The organism is Vagococcus luciliae, assembly GCF_024637875.1.
GTDB classification, from domain to species: Bacteria; Bacillota; Bacilli; order Lactobacillales; family Vagococcaceae; genus Vagococcus; species Vagococcus luciliae.
Genome location: NZ_CP102451.1, coordinates 1,026,718 through 1,050,879, shown reverse-complemented (window position 1 = coordinate 1,050,879; position 24,162 = coordinate 1,026,718). Strand labels below are relative to the sequence as shown.

21 protein-coding genes are annotated in these 24,162 nt (G+C 32.5%); 3 read left to right on the top strand and 18 right to left on the bottom strand.

Annotated features, from left to right (window positions below; genetic code table 11):
* Positions 1 to 17: 17 nt before the first annotated feature.
* Positions 18 to 302, top strand: coding sequence for a hypothetical protein (locus G314FT_RS05260; RefSeq protein ID WP_257702438.1), 285 nt, complete (start codon positions 18 to 20; stop codon positions 300 to 302).
* A gap of 39 nt (positions 303 to 341) precedes the next feature.
* On the opposite strand, the gene G314FT_RS05255 is transcribed toward G314FT_RS05260, so the two are convergent.
* The 5 genes from G314FT_RS05255 to G314FT_RS05235 form a co-directional block, all read right to left on the bottom strand.
* A complete protein-coding gene (locus G314FT_RS05255; protein WP_257702437.1) occupies positions 342 to 2,324 on the bottom strand; it encodes an FtsX-like permease family protein in 1,983 nt (660 codons plus the stop codon).
* 1 nt (position 2,325) lies between these two features.
* Positions 2,326 to 3,084: an ABC transporter ATP-binding protein gene (locus G314FT_RS05250; RefSeq protein ID WP_257702436.1), complete on the bottom strand. Its 759-nt coding sequence runs from the start codon at positions 3,082 to 3,084 to the stop codon at positions 2,326 to 2,328.
* A gap of 107 nt (positions 3,085 to 3,191) precedes the next feature.
* Positions 3,192 to 4,187, bottom strand: coding sequence for a sensor histidine kinase (locus tag G314FT_RS05245; protein ID WP_257702434.1), 996 nt, complete (start codon positions 4,185 to 4,187; stop codon positions 3,192 to 3,194).
* A complete protein-coding gene (locus tag G314FT_RS05240) occupies positions 4,184 to 4,867 on the bottom strand; it encodes a response regulator transcription factor (RefSeq protein ID WP_257702432.1) in 684 nt (227 codons plus the stop codon). Before G314FT_RS05240 ends, G314FT_RS05245 begins: the two co-directional genes overlap by 4 nt.
* A gap of 95 nt (positions 4,868 to 4,962) precedes the next feature.
* Complete coding sequence (locus G314FT_RS05235) at positions 4,963 to 8,247, bottom strand: MucBP domain-containing protein (RefSeq protein ID WP_257702430.1); 3,285 nt, start codon at positions 8,245 to 8,247, stop codon at positions 4,963 to 4,965.
* Between the two features lie 178 nt (positions 8,248 to 8,425).
* Between G314FT_RS05235 and G314FT_RS05230 the strand changes: the two genes are divergently transcribed.
* A complete protein-coding gene (locus G314FT_RS05230) occupies positions 8,426 to 9,940 on the top strand; it encodes a helix-turn-helix domain-containing protein (protein ID WP_257702428.1) in 1,515 nt (504 codons plus the stop codon).
* Positions 9,941 to 9,953: 13 nt separating this feature from the next.
* Here G314FT_RS05230 and nifJ read toward each other — a convergent pair whose 3' ends face one another.
* The 5 genes from nifJ to G314FT_RS05205 all read right to left on the bottom strand — a co-directional run bounded on the left by nifJ (position 9,954) and on the right by G314FT_RS05205 (position 17,373).
* Positions 9,954 to 13,487, bottom strand: a complete 3,534-nt coding sequence (gene nifJ, locus G314FT_RS05225; RefSeq protein WP_257702426.1) for a pyruvate:ferredoxin (flavodoxin) oxidoreductase — start codon at positions 13,485 to 13,487, stop codon at positions 9,954 to 9,956.
* 60 nt (positions 13,488 to 13,547) lie between these two features.
* Positions 13,548 to 13,994: a flavodoxin gene (locus tag G314FT_RS05220; RefSeq protein ID WP_257702424.1), complete on the bottom strand. Its 447-nt coding sequence runs from the start codon at positions 13,992 to 13,994 to the stop codon at positions 13,548 to 13,550.
* Between the two features lie 185 nt (positions 13,995 to 14,179).
* Positions 14,180 to 14,764, bottom strand: coding sequence for a ribosome biogenesis GTP-binding protein YihA/YsxC (gene yihA, locus G314FT_RS05215; protein ID WP_257702422.1), 585 nt, complete (start codon positions 14,762 to 14,764; stop codon positions 14,180 to 14,182).
* Between the two features lie 4 nt (positions 14,765 to 14,768).
* Positions 14,769 to 15,488, bottom strand: a complete 720-nt coding sequence (locus tag G314FT_RS05210; protein WP_257702420.1) for an HAD family hydrolase — start codon at positions 15,486 to 15,488, stop codon at positions 14,769 to 14,771.
* A gap of 79 nt (positions 15,489 to 15,567) precedes the next feature.
* Positions 15,568 to 17,373 carry a glycerophosphodiester phosphodiesterase gene (locus G314FT_RS05205; RefSeq protein WP_257702418.1) on the bottom strand — a complete coding sequence of 602 codons (1,806 nt, stop codon included), beginning with the start codon at positions 17,371 to 17,373 and terminating at the stop codon, positions 15,568 to 15,570.
* A gap of 229 nt (positions 17,374 to 17,602) precedes the next feature.
* On the opposite strand from G314FT_RS05205, the gene G314FT_RS05200 reads away from it, so the two are divergent.
* Complete coding sequence (locus G314FT_RS05200) at positions 17,603 to 18,268, top strand: carbonic anhydrase family protein (protein WP_257702417.1); 666 nt, start codon at positions 17,603 to 17,605, stop codon at positions 18,266 to 18,268.
* A 103-nt stretch (positions 18,269 to 18,371) separates the two neighbouring features.
* On the opposite strand, the gene G314FT_RS05195 is transcribed toward G314FT_RS05200, so the two are convergent.
* The 8 genes from G314FT_RS05195 to G314FT_RS05160 form a co-directional block, all read right to left on the bottom strand.
* Positions 18,372 to 19,001, bottom strand: a complete 630-nt coding sequence (locus tag G314FT_RS05195) for a hypothetical protein (RefSeq protein ID WP_257702416.1) — start codon at positions 18,999 to 19,001, stop codon at positions 18,372 to 18,374.
* Positions 19,002 to 19,009: 8 nt separating this feature from the next.
* Complete coding sequence (locus G314FT_RS05190; protein ID WP_257702415.1) at positions 19,010 to 19,327, bottom strand: hypothetical protein; 318 nt, start codon at positions 19,325 to 19,327, stop codon at positions 19,010 to 19,012.
* Positions 19,327 to 19,971 (bottom strand): hypothetical protein, encoded by a 645-nt coding sequence (locus G314FT_RS05185; protein ID WP_257702414.1) that lies wholly within the window; start codon positions 19,969 to 19,971, stop codon positions 19,327 to 19,329. The genes G314FT_RS05190 and G314FT_RS05185 overlap by 1 nt, the downstream gene beginning before the upstream one ends.
* Positions 19,972 to 20,643: a coiled-coil domain-containing protein gene (locus G314FT_RS05180; RefSeq protein ID WP_257702413.1), complete on the bottom strand. Its 672-nt coding sequence runs from the start codon at positions 20,641 to 20,643 to the stop codon at positions 19,972 to 19,974. It lies immediately after the preceding gene.
* A gap of 191 nt (positions 20,644 to 20,834) precedes the next feature.
* A complete protein-coding gene (locus G314FT_RS05175) occupies positions 20,835 to 21,323 on the bottom strand; it encodes a lysozyme family protein (protein ID WP_257702412.1) in 489 nt (162 codons plus the stop codon).
* Positions 21,324 to 21,544: 221 nt separating this feature from the next.
* Positions 21,545 to 22,324 carry an ABC transporter ATP-binding protein gene (locus G314FT_RS05170; protein WP_257702411.1) on the bottom strand — a complete coding sequence of 260 codons (780 nt, stop codon included), beginning with the start codon at positions 22,322 to 22,324 and terminating at the stop codon, positions 21,545 to 21,547.
* Between the two features lie 12 nt (positions 22,325 to 22,336).
* Positions 22,337 to 23,374, bottom strand: a complete 1,038-nt coding sequence (locus G314FT_RS05165) for a taurine ABC transporter substrate-binding protein (protein ID WP_257702410.1) — start codon at positions 23,372 to 23,374, stop codon at positions 22,337 to 22,339.
* Positions 23,371 to 24,156: an ABC transporter permease gene (locus tag G314FT_RS05160; protein ID WP_257702409.1), complete on the bottom strand. Its 786-nt coding sequence runs from the start codon at positions 24,154 to 24,156 to the stop codon at positions 23,371 to 23,373. The genes G314FT_RS05165 and G314FT_RS05160 overlap by 4 nt, the downstream gene beginning before the upstream one ends.
* Positions 24,157 to 24,162 lie beyond the last annotated feature (6 nt).

The window sequence follows — 24,162 nt, the reverse complement described above, 5'->3', positions numbered from 1 at the left end:
AGAAAGGAACATATAACATGATTACTTGTAAAGAATGTGGTCGTGAAATAAACCCAAATCAAAAAAGATGTAGCTACTGTAAGTCAAGGATCATTCCTATTACAGCCGGGAAAGTATTAAAGAAAACCAAAAAAATATCATCAACAGCTATTAATAAAACTGTTGATACCTCCTCTGCAATACTAAGTAAAACAGGAGAAGGAATAAAACAAATAAAAGAAACGCAACAAAAAAAATCAATTGAACAAAAGAAGAAAAAAATAGAAAAATTACAAAAACAAATAGATAAACATGATAAATAAAAACAGCGACACAGTTTGATTCTGCGTCGCTGTTTTTTCTTATACTACTTTTCTCTCAACTAATCGATAATAGACTTTAGATGTTTGAGCATACATCACAAGGTAAATCATCAAAAAGATTACTACCATAATGATACAAATTATCATAAATAACACTTTATCACTCAATCCAAATAACATCAGTAAATTACTCATCAAAGGAAACGCAAAAGCTAAGTGAAGTGTCGCGAGGATAATCGGGAAAAAGAATACCATAATGATTTGTCCTCTAATACTTTGTTTCACTTCTTGATGACTCATGCCAACCTTTTGCATAATATCATAGCGATGTTCATCCTGCATACCTTCTGATATTTGTTTGTAGTAGATGATTAACCCTGTGGCTAAAGTGAAACTAAGTCCTAAAATCATACCTAAAAATAAGAAACCACCTGTGAATGCTTGTAATTCTTCTCTGTCAATCGCAGCTGCAGAGAAACTGTCAGTTAGTCCCATCTCTTTCAATTTGCTTTTCATCTCTTTAGCATAAGCTAACTGTTTATCACTTTCCCCAGTAAAATTAGCGTATACTGTCGGACTGATTTCCAAATAATTTGTATAGTCATTTGGTGCCAAAGCCTTTATTGTGTCTTCCATCACTTTTTGATTTGCCACAACAACAAACAACATATTTGAAATACCACTTACTCTTGGAATAAATGTAATGTTATCAATAATTTGTTTAACCTTAAATTCTTTGTTACCAAACGACGCTGACTTTCCATCAAATTTACCATTCATACTATAAAAAGCAATCTCATTGTCTGATAGTTTTAAATTCGTTTTTTCCAAACGATTGTACTCATCTTGTGTCATAAAGTTTAAAGACTCTGATTTGCTAAAGTCGTTTAGATTTTTAGCTTCTTTAGATAATAACTGATAATCATTATTGTCTTTTATTACCATTAATCCATCAGATAAATCTGCATGATCAACTTCTTTTAATGTAACATCATATTTCTTAGCCTCTGACTTAAATAATGATTCCACTTCTTTTACTTTGTCTTGTGGCACAATCAGACTCATATCATATGGATTACGATTTTTTATGACATTATCCATTCCAAAAAATAGACTACCTGTTGTGCTAAGTGTTACTAGTACCATCGTACTTAAAATACTGATACTTGCTAACCCAACCGCATTTTGCTTCATTCGATACATCATGTTTGAAATCGCAATAAAATGTGTTGGTTGATAATAATATTTTTTACGCCGTTTTAACCCCTTTAAAATCATGATGCTACTTGCCATAAATAAGGCATACGTTCCAAAAATCACGAGTAAAATCGCAATAAAAAATAGACTGATTGCTTTTAAAGGGGACTCAATCGTAACTGACATATAGTACCCAGCACCAATACAGACAATCCCTGATATACCTGTTAACCATTTTACTTTTGGTTCTTTTTCTCCTGTTTGAGTGCCTTTTAATAATTCTAAAGGATTGACTAGTTTTAACTGAATCATATTAATCACATAAAGTAATAAAAAGATACCGATAAAAAATACTACTACATAACCTAAGCTCGTCATCGTTAAATTATAAGTAAATCCTTCACCAAATCCTGTCATTTTTTTCAAAATTAGAAACGATAATTTTGAAAAAATAATCCCCGTAAATAATCCAACTACTATTGAAAACAAAGACACCAACATAGTCTCGATAAATAAAATCTTGCCAAGTTCACGTTTTCCCATCCCTAATATATTGTATAACCCTAGTTCTTTTTTTCTTTGTTTGAGCAAAAAACTATTGGTGTACAATGAAAAAATAGTTGTAAAGATTAAGATGACGATTGAACCAAATCCAAACAATGATTTTGCTGAATCTGCTCCTGGTAAAGAATTCATTCCATCATTTTTTAATAAAATTTGCATAATTACATTGACGTTGACCAAAAAAATCATCGATAAGATAAATGGTGCATATGCTCGCTTATTTTTCTTTAAATTTGTTAAGGCTAATTTTAAATAAAACATCTTACGCCTCCCCTGTTAACAAAACCGTCATCGTTTCAGAGATCTGATTTAAAAAATCATCATTGTTTTGTGAGCCACGGTATATTTGATTATATACTTGACCATCTTTGATAAACAATACTCTATTCGCATGACTTGCTGCTACCACACTATGTGTCACCATAACGATTGTTTGTCCTTGTTTGTTTACTTCTTGAAACAATGATAAAAGTTGAGTAGAAGTTTTCGAGTCAAGTGCTCCTGTCGGCTCATCTGCAAGTAAAATATCCGGTTGTGTAATCAATGCTCTTGCTGCAGCTACACGTTGTTGTTGTCCACCAGATAATTCATAAGGATATTTTTCCAACAATTTATTCAACCCAAGTTGTGGTGCTAGTTTATCTAATCTATACATCATCTCTTTAAGGGGTGTTTTAGCTAAAACTAATGGTAATAAAATATTGTCCTGAACCGAAAAAGTGTCCAGTAAATTAAACTGTTGGAATACAAATCCCAAGTGTTCTCGCCTAAAAGCAGCTGCTTCTTTTTCTTTAATGTCATTCATGTTTTTACCATTTAGTAAAATATCACCTGAAGTTGGTTTGTCTAATGTTGCTAATAAATTCAACAGTGTGCTTTTTCCTGAACCTGATTCTCCCATTATGGCAACATATTCGCCAGCTTCCACTGAAAAATTGATTTGCTTTAACGCCTCAACTTTCGCTCCCCCTAAACGTGTATGATATGTTTTTTTGACATTATTCACTTCTAAAATTTTCATCTGCGTTCTCCTTATTTCTTGTTTACTTGATATCTCTATGATACAAAACATTGCCATACATGGACACTTACAGATAAAAAACCAAACTTACAACTTAGTAAGTTTGGCTAATCATACATACTATCAAATTGTGAAAAAGTCATACTAACCACTGTTCCTTTTCCTACTTCAGATGATATTTCTAAGATTATCCCTAAATGAGTCGCAATATTTTGACTCATATGAAGTCCTAATCCTGTTGCTTTTTGGTGTCCTCGTCCATTAAATCCTGTATAGCCTGATTCAAAAATCCGTGGTAAATCTTGTGGTAAGATACCAATCCCACTGTCAGTGATAGTTAGAGTATCATTATTCATTTCAATTTTTATTCCGCCAATTTTTGTGTATTTGATACTGTTAAAGATTAATTGCTCTAAAATAAACAATAACCATTTTTCATCTGTGACAATCTCTTTTTCAAATGGAACCAACTCCACACTCAAATCTTTTTGTATAAAGAACATGCGGTATTTTTTGATTACTTTTTTAACAACACCTGATAGTTCTACTTTTTTTAAAACTAAATCATCTTCTAAATTCGTCATTTTTAAATAATGAAGCATCATAGATAAGTAGCCATCAATCGTTGAAATTTCATTTTTTATTTTGGTCGTTGACTCTGGTTCTGTTTCGACTAAAACTTGTAAGGCCGCTAGAGGTGTCTTTATCTGGTGACTCCACATAGCATAATAATCTAATAGTAATTGTTGTTCCTTAACTAGTTGGTTCTCTAAGTGTTGATTTTCGGAACTTACTTTTTTCAACAATGCTTGATAATCCTTGTTTAGCATATCTTCACCTATATCAAGTTGCTGATACAACACATTATCGACTGATTCTTGTTCGATGATATCTTGCAACATCTCGTGTTCTTTATATACTTTTCTCATATCCACTAGTGTCCAAATCACTAAAATAAAGAACACGAATAATAACCCATCCATAAAAGGAGTTAAAGTTAGGTCATATAAAAAGAACGTCGTCAAAAACATGCCACTCATCATAACAAACAACGCATAAATGACCCATTTTCCCTTAATATAATGTTTTAAAAATTGTGTCATCTATCTAACCCATCTAACAAGTAGCCTTTCCCTTTCACTGTTTGAATATGGTCATCAAGTTGAATCACAGATAATTTCTTTCTTAGACGTGTCATATTAACTGAGAGTGTGTTGCTATCTATGAAGTCGTCACCCTCCCAAAGTTTTTCCATAATCATCTCTTTAGTCACTACTTGATTTTTATATTGAAATAATAAAGATAAAATTTTGCACTCTGTTGGTGATATATCAACTACTTCATCCTTATATTTTACTCGATTATCTTGAAATAATAATTGATACGCACCCATTTGATACGACGTTACATTTCCAAACTGGTAGCTTCGTCTGAGCAATGCTTGGGTTTTTGCAACTAAAACAGAAAAATCGAATGGTTTGGCAATAAAATCATCGGCTCCCATATTCATCGCCATGACCATATTCATATTATCACTGGCTGACGAGAGAAATATAATCGGGATTTCCGATGTTTGTCGTATTTGTTCACACCAATAAAAACCATTATAATAGGGTAACGAAATATCCATTAGCACCATATCTGGTTGGCAATCTGACATTTCATCTAACACACGTTCAAAATTGTCTACACTAAAACACTCATACCCCCACTGAGATAGATGTGTCTTTAAACCTTGACTAATAATCGGATCATCTTCTACAATAAATATTTTATGATTCATATTGAAACTCCTTTTTAGGATAAAAAAATCCACCTATACTATGTCTATACATAATATAAATGGATTTCACTTGTTTTTCTATGGTTTTATAGCATTTATTTTTTTCTTCTTAAAATTAACATTCCAAAAGAACCAATTACTGATATTAATCCCATTAATAGATAGTTTATTTTTTCTATATCACCTGTTTTAGGTAATGTTTTCGTTAGTTCATTTTTTGAAACGACATTATTATTCTTCTTTTCATATTTTATTACATCTTGTGATATCGGCTTACTTGATGGTTTTTCTATCGTATTCGTTTCATTAGAATTACCCTCTTTAGTAATAATTTGTTTAATTGGCTTGTACACATAGATCACTTCTTGTGTGCCTTCTTTAAACTCACCAGTGGCGTTAGTTGGTGTGGTCACCAACTCATAACCTGGGATTTCTTTTGATTCAGTCTCGTATTTTTTACCCACTTCATCGGTTTTTGTTTCAGGTTTTGCGACTGCTTTGCCACTTTCGTCCACATGTTTCACCACAACGGTGCCTTCCACAACAGATGGTACATCTGCCTTTGGCTTGTACACATAGATAACTTCTTGTGTGCCTTCTTTAAATTCACCAGTGGCGTTAGTTGGTGTAATCACCAACTCATAACCTGGGATCTCTTTTGATTCAGTCTCGTATTTTTTACCCACTTCATCGGTTTTTGTTTCAGGTTTTGCGACTGCTTTGCCACTTTCGTCCACATGTTTCACCACAACGGTGCCTTCCACAACAGATGGTACATCTGCCTTTGGCTTGTACACATAGATAACTTCTTGTGTGCCTTCTTTAAATTCACCAGTGGCGTTAGTTGGTGTAATCACCAACTCATAACCTGGGATCTCTTTTGATTCAGTCTCGTATTTTTTACCCACTTCATCGGTTTTTGTTTCAGGTTTTGCGACTGCTTTGCCACTTTCGTCCACATGTTTCACCACAACGGTGCCTTCCACAACAGATGGTACATCTGCCTTTGGCTTGTACACATAGATAACTTCTTGTGTGCCTTCTTTAAATTCACCAGTGGCGTTAGTTGGTGTAATCACCAACTCATAACCTGGGATCTCTTTTGATTCAGTCTCGTATTTTTTACCCACTTCATCGGTTTTTGTTTCAGGTTTTGCGACTGCTTTGCCACTTTCGTCCACATGTTTCACCACAACGGTGCCTTCCACAACAGATGGTACATCTGCCTTTGGCTTGTACACATAGATAACTTCTTGTGTGCCTTCTTTAAATTCACCAGTGGCGTTAGTTGGTGTGGTCACTAACTCATAACCTGGGATCTCTTTTGATTCAGTCTCGTATTTTTTACCCACTTCATCGGTTTTTGTTTCAGGTTTTGCGACTGCTTTGCCACTTTCGTCCACATGTTTCACCACAACGGTACCTTCCACAATAGACGGTACATCTGCCTTTGGCTTGTACACATAGATAACTTCTTGTGTGCCTTCTTTAAATTCACCAGTGGCGTTAGTTGGTGTGGTCACTAACTCATAACCTGAGATCTCTTTTGATTCAGTCTCGTATTTTTTACCCACTTCATCGGTTTTTGTTTCAGGTTTTGCGACTGCTTTGCCACTTTCGTCCACATGTTTCACCACAACGGTGCCTTCCACAACAGATGGTACATCTGCCTTTGGCTTGTACACATAGATAACTTCTTGTGTGCCTTCTTTAAATTCACCAGTGGCGTTAGTTGGTGTGGTCACTAACTCATAACCTGGGATCTCTTTTGATTCAGTCTCGTATTTTTTACCCACTTCATCGGTTTTTGTTTCAGGTTTTGCGACTGCTTTGCCACTTTCGTCCACATGTTTCACCACAATGGTGCCTTCCACAACAGACGGTACATCTGCCTTTGGCTTGTACACATAGATAACTTCTTGTGTGCCCTCTTTGAATTCACCATTGGCGTTAGTTGGCGTTGTTACCAACTCATATTCTGGAATTTCTTTTGACGTTGTCTCATATTTTTCGCCAACTGTATCAGTTTTTGTTTCAGGTTCCACCAATTCTTTGCCTGATTCATCTACGTGTTTCACCACGACATTTCCCTCAGAAATTTCCTTATATATATGATATGAAACAGTTAACTCTTCATAATCTACTCCTGATGATGTCCATTGTATCTGTTTATCATCATGATTAACTAACACATTATCCTTATCTGATTTAATCGTCTCTGGCATTAATGTATATCCTTGTTCGATGTCATCATGAATTTCATAAGTATATTTTTTAATGGTATTATCCAACTCTTTAAAAGATTGGCTTAATAAATTGACATTGCTTGCAGAAAAATAATGATTAGAATCTTGTGCCATATTCTTAAATAATGATTCTACTTCACCATTTTTATTAATAATCTTTGAGTAAGAATCGCTTTTCGAGTTATCTAAATAAATGGTATACACTTCATAACCTTGTTTTTTTATATCTGTTGCTTTTTTCGTGATCATGTCTGCTAAATCATAAAACTCTTGTATATGATTTTCATAACGTCTTCCTTCAAAATCTTTATTAACTCTATCTGAAGGGTTATCAAAATTTACATTTTTGTATCCCAATGGAAACTTATTATCTAATTCATTTAATTCTTTTTCCTTTTGTAAATATAAATCTGACTCAATATCTCCCTTTTCATAAAATTCATCAATCTCTTTTCTTAACTCGATTGCTTTATTTCCTGGATAATTCACTTGGGGATTTATATATTGCTCAGCACCTCTCAAAGCATTTTTAGTAATAACATAATCTCTCTTGGGTCCAATATTAGGATGCCCATCAGAAAAAACGATTAATACCTTTCTCGCATCTTTTCGACTTGTAGTATTCATTTTGTTTAATGAATGGTTAAGCCCATCAAGTAAAGGTGTTAATCCTCCTGATTTTAACCCATCAATTTTTTGGTTTAGTTCATCAAAATTATTATCATAATCACTAATAGTATCTGTTATAACTTCATATAACATCGTATTATTTACTGTATCATAACCAGGTCCTCTAAATACCGATAATCCTACTCTATCTGTCTTTTTATTTCTCGTGTTAATAAAGTCTTTTAAAACAGCTTTTGTTGTTTCCAAACTACCAGTATCACGCATAGAGCCTGAACCATCGATTAAAATTTCATAATCAATTGGTGTTGGTTCTACAAATTCCTGGCTTTTTTTTGCTTTTAACGTTATTTTCTTTTCCTTATACCATTTTGTTTCTTTGACAACCTCTTCTTGCTTATCATAAGCATCATTAATCGGCTTTTTCTCAGCTAAAACGCTTAATCCACTAAAATAAGGTAACACCATAACTGCCATTAAAAAATGGCTTATTTTCTTTATTTTCATACCTTTATTTCCCTTCCAAACTTATTTCAATTTAAAGAATAACAAATTATTTTTCATTTTTTTCTCATTATTTTTTTTAAAATAAAATTTTTTTGAGAAAAATATAATAACAGGTCTTCTCTTTTTTAAACAAATTAGAATATAATAGATTATAGCTATTTAGGGAAGGGGCGCATTTATGCTGTTAGATAATCATATTGAAAACAGAGTAAAAGATGAGATTTTAATATTTAAAATTTTATTTAATAAGAAATACAGTCATATGAATGATTTAATTGAAGTCACTCAATTCTCAAAAGTAAAAATATTAAATACTATAAAAGAACTGGAGCGACTTCTAGATACATACATTTCCATTAATGAAATAAAACCCAATGTTTACTCACTAACTTCATTATGCGATTTATCTTGCCGACAGATACAACATATTATTTATCAACAATCTAATGTTTTACTTGCTTTAAAATTTTTAGTGACAAATACTAACCAAACGTTGAATGACTTTATTGATTCCATCTATATTTCAAAAGCAAATGCCTATAGAGTCATTAATTCTTGTAAATCCTTTTTACACTATATTGGACTGGAAACCCATAACTATAAAATAAAAGGTGACGAATACAGAATACGTTATCTTATTTCAACATTAGCTTTTAACTATGGGATACATTGTTACGAGATCACTCCCAAAGATACTTATAAAGTACGTCAATTTATTTGCGAGACTAATTCTTTCATTTCTTTCGATTTTCTTGAACATTCACAAGAAGAATATGGTTTTTTCGAACATCTAATTATGCTTTCATGGATTCGATATAACCCTGATTATTCGTTACCTGATAATGAAGAATTTGAAGAATTAAAAACTATTTTTATTTATAAAATGTTACCATCATATCTCGACCAATTATTTGGACCACTTAACTGGTCAAAGTCTGATTATGATTATATTTTTTTAGTTTACTGTTCCACCAAAAATCCACTTTTTTCAAATCAATGGTCTGAACAAGATAAAATACAAGTTAAAGAAATAGTCTATAGTCAAGATAGAGTTACCTATTTAATTAATTTAATTGAACACTATTTTGGCTCTGATATTGTCAAACTACCAGATTTTAAAACAGGTATTTTTTATTTATATAAACGCTATTTATTTAATTTACATCACCTAATAAAAATAAATAATTATGATTGCAATGTTCTAAAGTCTGACCTGGACAAAGAAATATACAATCGATTAGTTCAAGTAAAAATAAACTGTGAAAAGGAACTTAATATTATAGAAGCTGTTTCCTATAGTGAACTAAATTACTTCACTATGTTGTTAACGAATTTACTACGTTTTCTCACACCTACTTTGACGCTAACCATCGTCAGCGAGTCCATTGCTGATCATAAGTTAATGAAACATTTGCTCTATAATAACCTTTCTTTCAATAAATTTATGATAAAAGAATTCCTGTTAGGTGCAGAGCCAATCAATACGCTTAAAAACCACGAAAATAATATCTTAGTATTTACAAAATCATTCAATTTTCATGAAGAATTAAAAAAAGAAAATGTGATGATACTTCCACTAAATTGTATTGACACTTCATTTTCTTCGTTAACTTCTTTACTAAAAGAAAAAGAAGCTGATAATATTTTTAATTTGATTAACAAAAAAGAAGCTGACAAATCCAATTTTGATTAGTCAGCTTCTTTTTCTATTTCCCAGATAATCTCTTATAAGTTTGTGCCTTTTCAATCGCATCATCTGCTGATTTTTCAAGTAATGTTGCTACTTCTGCTTCATCTTCTAATACATTTTCCAATGCAGAAAAACGAGTTTGATAGTTAAAGAATTCTGTTAGATTATCAAAATTAGCTTTTTTATAATCTATTTTTAATGGCTCTTTTCCTTTATCCACTAGCTCAGGATTATAACGATAAAGCGGCCAGTAACCTGACTCGACAGCTCGTTTAGTTACTTCAACGGCATGGCTCATTCCACCTTGAATCCCATGATTGATACAAGGAACATATCCAATAATAAGGGATGGACCTGGATACCTTTCTGCTTCAGCAATTGCTTTGATTGCTTGGGTAGGGTTGGCATTAATCGCAATTTGTGCGACATACACCCCACCATATGTCATGGCAATTAATCCTAAATCTTTTTTAGGTGTTCTCTTACCTTCTGATGAGAATTTTGCAATCGCACCAGTTGGCGTTGCTTTTGATGTTTGACCACCAGTATTTGAGTAAACTTCATTGTCCATAATAAAGATATTCACGTCTTCACCACTAGCTAAACAGTGATCAATCCCACCAAAGCCAATATCATAAGCCCAACCATCACCACCAATAATCCATTGGCTAGGTTTGACAAACAAATCTTTTTTTCGATAGATGTCTTCGAGTAATTCGACACCATCCATCTCTTCTAACAAAGCTGCTTCAAGTTTTGTTGACCTTTGTCTTGACCCATTTCCTTCATCTTTGTGTTCAATCCAGTCGACCATTAATTCTCTTAACGACTTAGAACCAACCTTTTCTTTAATGGCTTGTTCAAGTAAATGTTTCACGCTATCTCGTTGCGTTTTATTAGCTAGATACATTCCCAAACCAAACTCAGCATTGTCCTCGAATAACGAATTACTCCAAGCAGGACCTTGTCCTTCTGAATTGGTTGTATAAGGTGTTGCTGGGGATGAGGCTCCCCAAATGGAAGAGCAACCTGTCGCATTTGCCATCAACATACGATCACCATAAAGTTGCGTTAATAGTTTGATATAAGTTGTTTCTCCGCAACCTGAACACGCACCCGAGAATTCCATTAAGGGTTGTTCAAACTGTGATCCCTTAATTGATTCTTTTTTCTTCACTGGATTAGCTTTTTGTTTCAGCGTCATAGCAAATGCCCAGTTAATCGCTTCTTCTTTTTGTTCCTCGTAAGGCTTCATCACAAGAGCTTTTTCTTTTGCCGGACACACATCCACACATAATCCACAACCCGTACAATCTTCCAATGACACTTGAATACGGTATTTCAAGCCATCTGCACCTTTCATCTCACGAACAATAAACCCTTCTGGTGCTTCTTTCATCTCATCATCATCGGCTAAAAATGGTCGAATCGCAGCATGCGGACAAATAAAGGCACATTCATTACACATCGTACAAGCATCCGGTATCCATTCAGGCACTTCTAATGCAATACCTCGTTTTTCAAATGAAGTTGTCCCCATTGGAATACTTCCATCTGTCATATTATTATCTATTAATGTTTTAACACTTAAGGAGTCTCCTTTTTGAGCATTAACAGGCTCTAATATTTCTCTGACATATTTTGGCTTTGACTTGTCGATAATTGTCTCATCAAGTTCAATATCTGACCAGTCGTTTGGTATATCCACTTTTACAAGATCAGATAATGTTAAATCAATAGCTTTATGATTCTTATCCACAATCGTTTGAGATTTTTTCCCGTAATTTGTAGTTACTTCTTCCTTTAAATATTTGATATATTTATCTTTTGTCATGAGTTGATTCAATTCAAAAAATGCAGTCGACATGACTTGATTAATTCGTCGGCCTAAGCCAACTTGTTGTGCAATTGATATGGCATCAATAATATAAAACCTTGCCTCTTTTTGTGCTAGTTCTTTTTTTAATCGTTTAGGTAATAAACGTTTGACTCTTTCAATATCCCAAGTGGTGTTTAAAAGGAACGTACCACCTTTTTTTAACCCTTTTAATAGATCATATTGATGAATGTATGAGCCATTATGACACCCAATAAAATCTGCTGATTCAATTAAATAAGGTGAATTGATTGGTTCTTTCCCAAAACGTAAATAAGACGTTGTTAATCCACCTGATTTTTTGGAATCATATGAAAAATAGCCTTGTGCATACAAATCAGTATGATTTCCAATAATTTTAATGGCTTGTTTATTTGCTCCTACTGTTCCATCAGACCCAAATCCCCAAAATTTTGCTTGATAGGTGTCTTTTGGTGTCAAGTCAAGTAATGGCCCTACTGGTAGTGACAGATGTGTCACATCATCATTAATACCTACTGTAAAACGATATAATAGTTTATCGACTGGCCCACCAAGGTGATCAAAAATCGCTTTGATTTGATTTGGTGGTACGTCTTTTGAACCTAACCCATATCGTCCACCAATGACAATTGGACGATTTTTATGACGATACATCGCACTTTGAATATCTAGTAAAAGTGGCTCGCCATCAGCTCCTGGTTCTTTGGTTCTATCTAAAACGGCAATTCGCTCTACTGTATCTGGAATATTTTGTAAAATATTTTCAGTTGGAAATGGGCGATACAAATGTATATTTAAATGCCCTACTTTACGACCTTGATTATTTAGATAATCAACTGTTTGTCTAACAGTTGGCGCAACTGACCCCATTGAAATGATAATTTCTGTTGCTTCTTCATGACCATAATAAGTACTCAAATCATAATTTGTCCCACGTATGTCATTAATGTCTTGCATATATTTTTGAACAATACTAGGAACTTTTTCATAGTATTGGTTAATTGTTTCTCTTTGTTGAAAATGAATATCTGGATTTTGTGCTGTTCCTGACACACTTGGGTGATTTGGATTCATTGCTCGATTTCTAAAAGCATCTAGTGCTTCCTGGTTCACCAAATTTCCTAACACGTCATATGGAATCACATCAATTTTTTGAATTTCATGACTGGTTCTAAACCCATCAAAAAAGTTCATAAATGGTAAACTTGCTTCGATGGAAGCTAAGTGAGCTACCGCAGATAAATCCATCACTTCTTGAACAGAGCTCTCAGCTAACATACAAAAGCCTGTTTGTCTGGCTGCCATCACATCTCCATGATCTCCAAAAATGCTTAACGCGTTCGTTGTGACCGCGCGAGAGGCCACATGAAAAACAGTTGGAAGTAACTCCCCTGCAATTTTATACATATTTGGTATCATCAACAATAACCCTTGGGACGCTGTATAGGTTGATGTCAATGTTCCAGCTTTTAAAGACCCATGTACTGCTCCTGCTGCTCCTGCTTCTGATTGCATATTTACAACCTTGACTGGTTCACCAAAAATATTTTTACGATGTTTTACTGACCAATTTTCTACCACTTCTGCCATTGTAGAACTTGGTGTTATCGGATAAACTGCCACTAATTCAGTAAACGCATAAGATATATAAGCAGCCGCTGTATTTCCATCCATGGTAATTTTTTCTGTCATTGTCGTTACATCCTTTTCTATTGATAAAAATAAAAGCAAGGTATCCCCCTTGCTAATTGTCTACTCTACTTTACTAACTAATTTATCAACAAATGCTTGAAGACGTTCAGTATCTTCACCATCTGCTTCGTTTTCAATCTCAACCATTTCAGCACCTTCTGTGGCACCTGTTTTTTTGAATTGTTCCACAAAATCTCTAGCTGATTGACAGAAATATTCTCCGTACTCTGTATCACCAGATCCGACAACGCCGAATAGTTTGTCTTCTAAATCTTCCTCTTCTAAATCAGCAAAAAAGTCTTCCATTTCAAATGGCAATTCACCATCTCCATAAGTGTATGTTGCGACAATACAAATATCTGCATCTTCAAAAAAATCCGGGTCAACTTCTGTGCATTCTTCACGTTCTACCTCTAATCCTGCATCACTGAACTGATCTTCTATAATTTCAGAAATACCCTCTGTATTTCCAGTCATACTAGCATATACGATTTTAACTAAAGCCATTTATTTTCCTCCACTTATGATTAACTTAATTATTTCACAAACCTTATCTACTAAATTTTAACATAGATAAGACATTTTATGAATATTCTAAACCTAAAATTAATGAAATTACTTAACAATTTGTTACTTTTTTCATAAAAAAATGAAGCATGCTGAGCATACTCCATTTTAACTACTTATTTTAATTAATCCATATAACTTTCAATGGCTTTCCACGCCTTATCTTTTCCTTCTTTTGTTTCAGAAGAGAAAATAATGAAATCATCTGATGGATCAAAATTCAATTTTTTCTTAATCATTGATTCATGCTTGTTCCATTTTCCACGAGGAATTTTATCGCATTTTGTTGCTACAACAATAACTGGTATATCGTAGTACTTCAAGAATTCATACATTTGAATATCTTCAGTAGAAGGTGCGTGTCGCATATCAACAAGTGACACAACAGCCCTTAGCTGTTCTCTTTCCGTTAGATAAGTCTCTATCATTTTTCCCCATTTGGCACGCTCAGTTTTTGATACTTTTGCATAACCATATCCTGGAACGTCAACAAAATGCAGACTATCTTCAATGATATAAAAATTTAGCGTTTGCGTTTTCCCAGGTTTCCCTGATGTTCTAGCTAAATTTTTACGATTTACTAACGTATTAATAAATGATGACTTTCCAACGTTCGAGCGTCCTGCTAACGCTATTTCAGGTAAATTTGTTTTCGGGTATTGCTCTGGTTGTACCGCGCTAATGACAATATCAGCATGATTTACATTCATGTGTTTACTCCTCTTGTAATAAGCCTAACACTGTTTCTATAATGTTTTCATACGAATCTAATTCAACATCAGGTTCAAACATTTCTGGTGTCAGCCTTTTATTATTTTTGTTTAACCAAATAACTTTCCAACCGGCACTTTTAGCACCGACCACGTCATTATCATATGAATCTCCGACATATAAAAAATCAGTTTCATTAGGATGAGATTTTTCAACCATTTTAAAAGCTGTAGCATCTGGTTTACTGTAACCAATACTTTCTGAAATATGATGAGCTTCTTCATCAATCCATTTTACTAAATTTAGTCGTGAAAGTTTCAATTCTTGATGATCAGTTGGCCCGTTTGTTAAAATGCTTGTTGAAATATTTTTGTCTTTCAATATATTAAGTAATTTTATCATTTCTGGATGAACCACTATTTTAGTTTGTTCATGCAAATAACAGGCTTGAAATGACTCGCATTCTGAGTCTGTTATCTCAACACCAATATCTTTCAATGTTTGCTTAATACGTAAAACACGCATATCGTGTAATGATAATACTCCTGCTATAACATTAGCATAAGCTATATCACTATGGTATCTAAATAGTCGATACAATGTTGGTAAAAAAATCGTATCATCAAACCAAGATTTTGTTCCAAAATTAGCCTTTATCGCCATCTCAAATGGTATACGCTGTTCATATAACGTATCATCCACATCAAATACAACAACACTCATTCATTCCATCTCCAATCAATTCTCACTTCATTATATAAAAAAAATGGCTATTACGCCATTTTTATTTGAAACAAATGAGTTAACCAATTCCTACCAAGAAATATAATAACTTATCAGCATAAGTCGTTTCTTTAATATCCCTTGACAGTACAGTATTTAATAACGTCATATTATCAGTAATTACTCCATCTACTCCATAAAAAATCATACGATTAATAGTATCTGTATCGTTTAATGTCCACACATAAACTTTCTTCTCTTGATTATGCATAGACTGAACCAAATTTTTTGTAAGTGTTGTGTATTCAACCGAATAAAAATCCATATCTCCTTCAGGTGGTCCTGCTAAAGTAAATGGCATTATATAGCCCACATATAAATCAGGTTTCTTTTCTTTCAACTCTTTTACAACATCAAAAGACAGTGACTGTATTTCATGTCCCTCTTCTTTTATGATATCGTAATACTTTTCGATAAATCGCTCAATCATATCGGGACTATCTCGCTTTGTGGCTTTGATTTCTATCAACAATTTTTGGTCCAATTCCTTAGCTCGATTTAAATAATCATCAAAAGACACTAAATGTGCTTGGCGACCATTTTCTTTGGCTGTCATGTGTTGTAATTCTTTTAGTGTGAATTCATTTGGACGACCCTTTTCTTGAACCAATTGATTTAATTTAAAATCATGTATCACAATAAATTCTTTATCTTTTGTTTCTTGTATATCCATTTCGATAAAATTAGGTCGTGTTTTCTTGCTCGTCAGCTCTAATGCCTCGATAGAGTTTTGAACATGATTGGCATTATCGACCCCTCGATGCGAGATAGTTAATGGGCGATGAATGCTTGGTTGCGTTAAAAATAAATAATTATAGGACAAGACACTGACTACTAACCAAATTCCACCAAAAGCAAACATCATTTTTTGCCGCCACGTTACTTTTCTAAAAGTTGTTCTATTGATTGATGGAAAAATATCACTAATACTTGGTAAATAATCTAATTTATCTAAATATGAAATCGTAATAAAGAAAATTCCAATCGTCGTTAAAACTAAATTAAATACCCAATTAAATTGAAGGAGTGTTAATAACACAATCGCAACATAAAAACTAGATGACTGAGCATATGTGTCTACCATCTCTTGTATCCCAATTAATAACCCATTAATCACTGTGGCGATTATAGCAATCGAACCCATCACCATGATAAATTGAATACTAATTGACTTAAAATGTTTTTTCGTTAAATGCCAGCTTGTTTTGCTTGCTTTTTTGAATGTATAATCCTTAAAAATCATTAGTGGTAATGTAAACATTAATCGTATCGCTACCACAATTAAACTCACATAAGCCAAAATAAATAGTGCGACAAAGATAATGCGATTTTCAAAAATAAAATCCACAATAAAAATCGGAATTTTAAATTTTGACAACAAATCTGAATGAAATCTAATCGCCCCTATTGGACTTAATAAAATAAAGTAACACAAAAAAAATAAAAAGTTGCTAATTTTTAATTTTTTCATCTGAAAAATGGTTTCTTTAGCCAATTGTCTCAACGATATCGCTACTTTATTCTTGATAAAATACATTGTTAATAGTAGAAAAGTGTACTCAAAATATATCGTAAACACTAGTAAAAACAACATCATAATAAGTAAACAAAGTACAATAGGATGGTGAAAAACAATTAAACCCACTGTATCATAAGACAAATAAGGTATATCACCCATTTTTAAAATAAAACGAGTTAATGTGACCATCAGTGGTGTCATGATAAACAATATAATAACGTTGGCTAATATAACACTTTTAGATGAACGTACTCCATCTTTTATGAATTCGAGTGATTTTTTTATACTATTTTTTACTTTGTACATTATATCACCTCACTCTTAGTATTATATACTAAGATATGTCATAAATGCGTGTCAATACTTTATTTATTCTGTGATATTTTTGTTATATAAACTTCTTGTTCATTTTTATATCATTAAACATAAAACATTCTTTACAATACTCTTTTTCAAGACATCTGATTTGGTGAAAAGAAGGAATATCAGATAAAATTTTGATAATACTAATGAATCATGAAAAAGGAGTTTTTAGATGAAACATTTTGATGCCCCCATACTTGATTGGAACTATGCAAATCAGCATGACTGGTGTTGTGAACATTCAATGTCACAATCACCTATTGATATAGACACAAGTCTTTTAGAACCAATGATGGATATGGGAAAGTTGCAACTAACCTATTCTCGTACTGTTGATGCTATTTTTGATACTGGATCTGCCATTCAAGGATTAGCAACTGGAGCCGCTAATATTAACAATCGGTTTTTCAATCTACAACAATTCCATTTTCATACTCATAGCGAACATAAAATTGATGGAAAAATATCTGATGCAGAGCTTCATTTTGTCCATGAGGCTCAAAATGGTCGTTTAGCTGTTTTAGGTGTTTTTTTAGTTGAGGGAGCCCATAATAATACTCTACAAACATTATTAGATGCTGTTAACACAAATAAATCTATTCATAATGTTTATCTATACGACTTATTACCTAAAATTTCTGATTATTATCATTATCTAGGATCTTTAACTACTCCACCACTAACTGAAAATGTGGAATGGTATCTTTTTAAAGAAACTGTGGAAATTTCGGCTGAACAAATCAACACATTAAAACATTTCCATGCTAACAATTCTCGTCATACGCAACCATTAAACGGACGAAAAGTCTTATTTAAATCATTCAATAAAAACTCCTAATGGCAGATGTCCATTAGGAGTTTTTAATTTTGACTTATTTCCTAGTATCTAGTTTTCTTTTCCTAAATAAAAAAACGTTAATTCTTCATAAACCTAATTTCCTTTATCTCTTATTTTGATTCATATTCTTTAATAAATGACTTACTTCTTGTTTGTATCGTTCTTTTTTATTTTGAGAATTTGCGATTACTAATAAAATCAGCCAAGCAATAGGTGTTGCAATTAAAAAGACTGATATTAACGAATTGGCAATAAACATTAATATTTTCCCACCTAGTGAAGCATGATAAATAAAAGTAGGTAAATAATGAAGTAAACTAAAGAAAAAAGCAATAGCGATAATACCCACCATCGAAGTTGATAACCCAATACCTATGCCCATACTTAAAAGAAACTTATATGCAAATACTAAAAAAATTGTCCCTAATAAAATGATTAAAATATTTAACCACACACCACTTTTTTGCATAGAAAAGCCTTGATATGTAACATCAGAGTTCGATATATTTTGATTCATTATATTATCATGCATTTTTTCGGTGTTTATTTTATCAATAATGGGTTGTAATATATCTCTATCTGCTTTATTTAGATTATTTAAAATCTTATAAACTGCCATTCTATCAACATTACCACCACTTAATGCTATAATAAGATTTTTCCCTTCATTATTTTCTAGAGAATCAATGATATTCAAAACAACATCTCGTTTTTCAAGAGGTATATTAAGCATAGCCATTTCTAATAAGGCATCGTATTGTTTTTTTGCGCTGTTTCGATATCTCTCAACTGTTGTTTAAAATCATTTGCTCTTTTTTGTTTATATGATTCATTATAACTTTTCATTTTAAGTAATAATTTATTAACTATACTTGCAATTTCATCATATAATGATACATCTTTTTTTGAAAACCAAATAGGTATCGTAATAGTCAATACTGTTAAGATTAATGATAAGATAAACAAGATACTTGATATATTTAAACATGTCAGCGTAGTTGCTAAAAAAAATAAAATGACTAAGCTATTTTGTTTGTAGTGGTCTATTAGATTATTCATTATTCGTCTCCTCGCATCATTATCTGATTAATATTATATTTTTTGGGGGAAATATTTAAATTATCATCAATTCCTGTCATCAACACTTCACTATTAAATTTATTTGAGTTGTCATCAAAGCTAAGAACTAAAGCATACGGTCCAAACATAAAAAGATCGTATCCATCTTTTGATCCAAATGATTTGTGTAAAGAAATCACATCGTCTGTCACACTAGTATCTTTAGTAAAATACGTTTGATATTGAATCCCACCAATTTGTTCATGTTCTGGTAATACATCTCTCATCACTTTAAAAATTTGTGTATCCTTTGGTAAAGCCGAATAAACTTTTTCGTTTTTTTTCATTTCTTTTATATTGTTTTTAAATTCATTATACGTTTGTTCATTATACCAATACAATAAATCATCTGTTCCATGCATCACGTTACGCGTTCTATTTTGGTCTGATAATTCTTCTATTTCATTTTGTAATTCCTGATATTTTGATATTTCTTCAGTCTCTTGAGCTCTTATATCTGATAATTTCTTACTAGCATTTTTTTCTTGATACTCTAATATCCTTAAAGCAAATATCGTCAGTGACCAAATACATAATACTTTTAAAATAATAGACATGTATTTAAATACTTTTTCTTCCTTCATTTAAATACCTACCTCTCTATCACTATAATCTTTTACCATCTCTATTTTTTTCTCATTAAAATTAATCACACTTACCTTTTCAAGTTGTTTGTCATGGCTCAACCTCATAACAAATATATAATCATTTTCATCTGGTTTTACGACAACAAAATTTAATTTATCATTTCTTACAACAGCCTCAAGTTTATTTTTTGAGAAAAATATGTTTATATTTTTTTCTTCCAATTGTTTATTTTCAGCTAAATTAATCATCTCTATGATTTCTTCTTTTGTTAATTCTTTTTTCTTTTTATGACTACTTTCTCGAATTCTCTGTTCACCTAAACGATTACTCTCTTCAATAAGTGAGTCAAATTGTTCATAAATTTTTTGACTCTTTTGAATCTCCTCATCACCTTTTTTATTGTCATTCTCTACTTCCACTTTTTTTCTAGTCAATTGATTTGTTTCTTTTTTTATATCACTAATTCTATTTTGTATATTTTTTGTTTCTTGAATATACTCTTTCTTTTTTTCTAAAGTTGTTGAAATATTTGATATTGCTGTTAATGATGTAACTACATTAGCCACAATCAACATAACAATAATCCCTAATCCTATACACACCTTTTTATTATTAAAAGCATAATTCTTAATGTTTTTAATAACCAAGTAAAATTTATCCCTATACATTAACATGTTCCTCCTAAATAATCTTTCCAATACATTACAAATGATAATAAACAATTAAATCATCATAATATGCACTTTTACTGTATTTAAACAATTTATAACACGTAACGTATGTATTTAAGAAAATAATGTAGATTATAATGTGTATATATAAAGAAAACTCCTAATGGACACCAGCCATTAGGAGTTTTCTATGATAATATGTTAATAATTTTCATATTTCGTTTAACAAGTTCAGCATAAAAGAAGTTTCCACCATTTTGATATAATTTACCACCATTATGAAGTAATGCAATTGGTTCATAGTAATGATAGGTAGCACCTGTTGAATTGCCTAACATTGGTGCTAACACCTCTTTAGAATAGGTTTCTGCCAACTCTAGAGAATTCTTCTTCCCATGATTAACCACATAATCAACATAACTTGTACCAAAATTGTATGCTTGAACCCCCGTCCAAGTATCACAATCATTATCAAGTGCATATTTTATGGCCTCTGCCAAGTGTGTCACGCCACTCGTAATACTCTCTTTTTCTGACGTTATTTTATTTTGTTCTCCATACTTACTTTCACTACTTTGCATTACATCAACACTATTTCCTTTTGTTTCAGTAAATATGATAGCTAATACAAGATCCTCATATTGATCCATGCCTTCTTCTTCCAAAACAGTCTTCACTAAGGGCTCCCATTTTAGAGTTTGGGTGACATGTTTTTTCAACTGCCAAACATACCAACTACACGCAATCAAAAATAAAAGGATTAGACATAAAAGACAACGTTTTATAATTTTTTTACTCACTCATGCACTGCTCCTTACAATCAAGGTAGCATTAATTTTGTCATATTATGATTTAATAATCAAGTCATTGATTGACTGTTTAGGCTTATTTTAATAAATTACATAATATCATTTAATAACATCAGTTTATTTTTTTGAAATTCCTCATCTGTATCAGGTTCATATGTTGAATCTTGCGCTATTTTTTTTGTAAAATCAAATTGATATTCTTTTAATTTACCAGGATTATTTTTAGGAAAAACTAATACCCTTGTACTTAATTTAAGTGCTTCTTCTATATCATGAGTAATCATAAAAATACTTTGATGATTTTCTTTCCATAACTTTCGTAATAACCCTTGCATATTTCGTCTTGTAATCGCGTCTAATGCACTAAACGGCTCATCCATTAGTAATAAGTCAGGTTCATTGACCATGGCTCTAGCGATAGATACTCGCTGTTTCATCCCTCCAGATAATTCAAAAGGATATTTTTTTTCCGATCCATTTAATCCAACTTTTTCCACTAATACTTTAACTGCTTCATTTATCTCATTAGTCGGTAGTTTTTGCCTTTTAAGCCCGTACGCAATATTTTGCTCTACTGAAAGCCAAGGGTACAATGTCGGAGATTGAAAGACTACACCTCTAGTTTTATTTGGCCCTGCGATAACTTGATTTCTCATCTTGATACTTCCACTTGTTGGAATGAGAAAACCTGCTATTAAATTAAGCAACGTGCTTTTTCCACACCCTGAGGGACCCACCACACTAACAAATTCGCCGTCATGCATAGATAAATTAAGATGATTAATTATTGGATTCGATTTTGATTCGACCGAGTTAAATGCTTGTGTTACCTCTGTTAATTCAATTAACGGCTCTTTAATTGGTGGCATATAAATTCCTCCCTATTTTTCCATCGCTTTTTCGATGTAAGTCGTATTGATAAAATGATTAATATCTTCATCACTTGGTACATTAGAAATAGATTTTTGCTCAGCTAAAAATTCTGCTGTGTCCTTAAATACTTGATGAAATTTACCCGGTGTTGCTTCTGTTCCTAAGTAATCTGGAGATACTTGTTCATTCATCATTAACCAAGTTGTTCCTTGCATTTGTGTTAAAGCATCGTTGGTTTCAATTCCTAATTCTGTCGCTGCGCCTTTTGCTGCTCCATCAGGATTTTCATTATAATACTCTACCCCTTTGTTTAAAGCTTTAACATACTCTTGAACAAGTTCAGGGTATTTTTTACTAAATTCTGCATTCACTAAATCTATATTAACCGTCATAAATCCTTTGTTCGCCAATGTTTCACTATCTATCAATACGTTTCCTGTCTCTTTTAAAGTGGATAATGTAGGCTCCCATGTATAAGCAGCATCTAAGTCACCACGTTCCCAAGCTGCCACAATATCATTCGTTTCCATATCAAGTAGCGTCACTTCTTTTTCAATACCAGCTAATTTTAATGCTTGTAAGAGACTAAAATGAGATGTCGAACTAAAAGGTGTAGCTATTTTCTTCCCTTTAAGTTGTTTAATATCTGTAATACTAGAATCCTTTGGTGTCACTAATGCTTCATTGGTTCCCAATACTTCATGAATCCAAATCAATTCAGCCGGGATATCTGTCGCTAAAGCAACAACCCCATTGGTATAACCCATCTCTGCAAAATCAATGCTGTTTGATGAGAGAGCTTTGTTTGCCGCTACACCTGAATCAAAAAACATAAATTTTGTTTTAATTCCTTTATCTTTAAAAAATTCGTCAAAATACTTTTGAGAAATCGCCACTTGCTTATCATTTGGTACACGAATAATTCCGATTTTTACTTCTTTTGGTAAAGCACCTTCCTCATCTTTTGACTTAGAGGAGCATCCAGTAAATACTAAAATAATGATACTAAGTAGTAATATTAGCCTACCTTTTTTTCTTCTTGTCACGATTCATCTCTTCCCTTCCAAAAGACCACACGCTTTTCAACTAAACGCAGTCCCATATCAATCAAAATGCCAGTTAACCCCATAAAAATAATCCCGACAAACATGACATCACTTTTTAAATATTTTGATGCATCAATCACCATCCAACCAATACCACTTGTTGCAGCCACCATCTCTGCTGATACAAGCGTAGTATATGCAACTCCAACAGCTGTTCTTAACCCAGTAAATATATCAGGTAAACTCCCTGGTAAAATGACGGTAAAGAAAATATCTTTCTTACTTGCACCCAATGACTCAGCATTATTGATGTAATCAATTGGAATTTTCCTCACTGCTGAAACACATGATAGATATATTGGGGCAAAAGCAGCTAAATATAATAACATAATCTTTGGTGACTCATCGATTCCTAACCATAAAATTAATAACGTATAATAAGCAAGTGGTGGTAGTGGACGATAAAATTGAACAAGGGAATCAACCACTGCTCTAAATCTTGGAAAATAGCCACTCATTAATCCCAATGGAATAGCCGTTAATACAGCTAAAAAACTAGATACAATTAAGCGATATAAACTAATCCCTATATGTTGCCAAAAGGACATACCATTGTATCCATTAATAAAAATATCACCTGCTGTTTTGACCACTTGAATTGGTGAAGGAATCAATCGTGAAGAGACCAAGTTTGTTTCTGTCACAATTAGCCATGCAACTAAAATAATGAGCCATGTGGCATAGGTATATCCTTTATAACTCTTGGTTTGTTTCTTTTTCATATCTTC

Bases quoted from the DNA above. Each gene is read 5' to 3' on its own strand.
- G314FT_RS05260 (WP_257702438.1), top strand. From the start codon at position 18: ATGATTACTTGTAAAGAATGTGGTCGTGAAATAAACCCAAATCAAAAA.
- G314FT_RS05255 (WP_257702437.1), bottom strand. From the start codon at position 2,324: ATGTTTTATTTAAAATTAGCCTTAACAAATTTAAAGAAAAATAAGCGA.
- G314FT_RS05250 (WP_257702436.1), bottom strand. From the start codon at position 3,084: ATGAAAATTTTAGAAGTGAATAATGTCAAAAAAACATATCATACACGT.
- G314FT_RS05245 (WP_257702434.1), bottom strand. From the start codon at position 4,187: ATGACACAATTTTTAAAACATTATATTAAGGGAAAATGGGTCATTTAT.
- G314FT_RS05240 (WP_257702432.1), bottom strand. From the start codon at position 4,867: ATGAATCATAAAATATTTATTGTAGAAGATGATCCGATTATTAGTCAA.
- G314FT_RS05235 (WP_257702430.1), bottom strand. From the start codon at position 8,247: ATGAAAATAAAGAAAATAAGCCATTTTTTAATGGCAGTTATGGTGTTA.
- G314FT_RS05230 (WP_257702428.1), top strand. From the start codon at position 8,426: ATGCTGTTAGATAATCATATTGAAAACAGAGTAAAAGATGAGATTTTA.
- nifJ (WP_257702426.1), bottom strand. From the start codon at position 13,487: ATGACAGAAAAAATTACCATGGATGGAAATACAGCGGCTGCTTATATA.
- G314FT_RS05220 (WP_257702424.1), bottom strand. From the start codon at position 13,994: ATGGCTTTAGTTAAAATCGTATATGCTAGTATGACTGGAAATACAGAG.
- yihA (WP_257702422.1), bottom strand. From the start codon at position 14,764: ATGAATGTAAATCATGCTGATATTGTCATTAGCGCGGTACAACCAGAG.
- G314FT_RS05210 (WP_257702420.1), bottom strand. From the start codon at position 15,488: ATGAGTGTTGTTGTATTTGATGTGGATGATACGTTATATGAACAGCGT.
- G314FT_RS05205 (WP_257702418.1), bottom strand. From the start codon at position 17,373: ATGTACAAAGTAAAAAATAGTATAAAAAAATCACTCGAATTCATAAAA.
- G314FT_RS05200 (WP_257702417.1), top strand. From the start codon at position 17,603: ATGAAACATTTTGATGCCCCCATACTTGATTGGAACTATGCAAATCAG.
- G314FT_RS05195 (WP_257702416.1), bottom strand. From the start codon at position 19,001: ATGCTTAATATACCTCTTGAAAAACGAGATGTTGTTTTGAATATCATT.
- G314FT_RS05190 (WP_257702415.1), bottom strand. From the start codon at position 19,327: ATGAATAATCTAATAGACCACTACAAACAAAATAGCTTAGTCATTTTA.
- G314FT_RS05185 (WP_257702414.1), bottom strand. From the start codon at position 19,971: ATGAAGGAAGAAAAAGTATTTAAATACATGTCTATTATTTTAAAAGTA.
- G314FT_RS05180 (WP_257702413.1), bottom strand. From the start codon at position 20,643: ATGTATAGGGATAAATTTTACTTGGTTATTAAAAACATTAAGAATTAT.
- G314FT_RS05170 (WP_257702411.1), bottom strand. From the start codon at position 22,324: ATGCCACCAATTAAAGAGCCGTTAATTGAATTAACAGAGGTAACACAA.
- G314FT_RS05160 (WP_257702409.1), bottom strand. From the start codon at position 24,156: ATGAAAAAGAAACAAACCAAGAGTTATAAAGGATATACCTATGCCACA.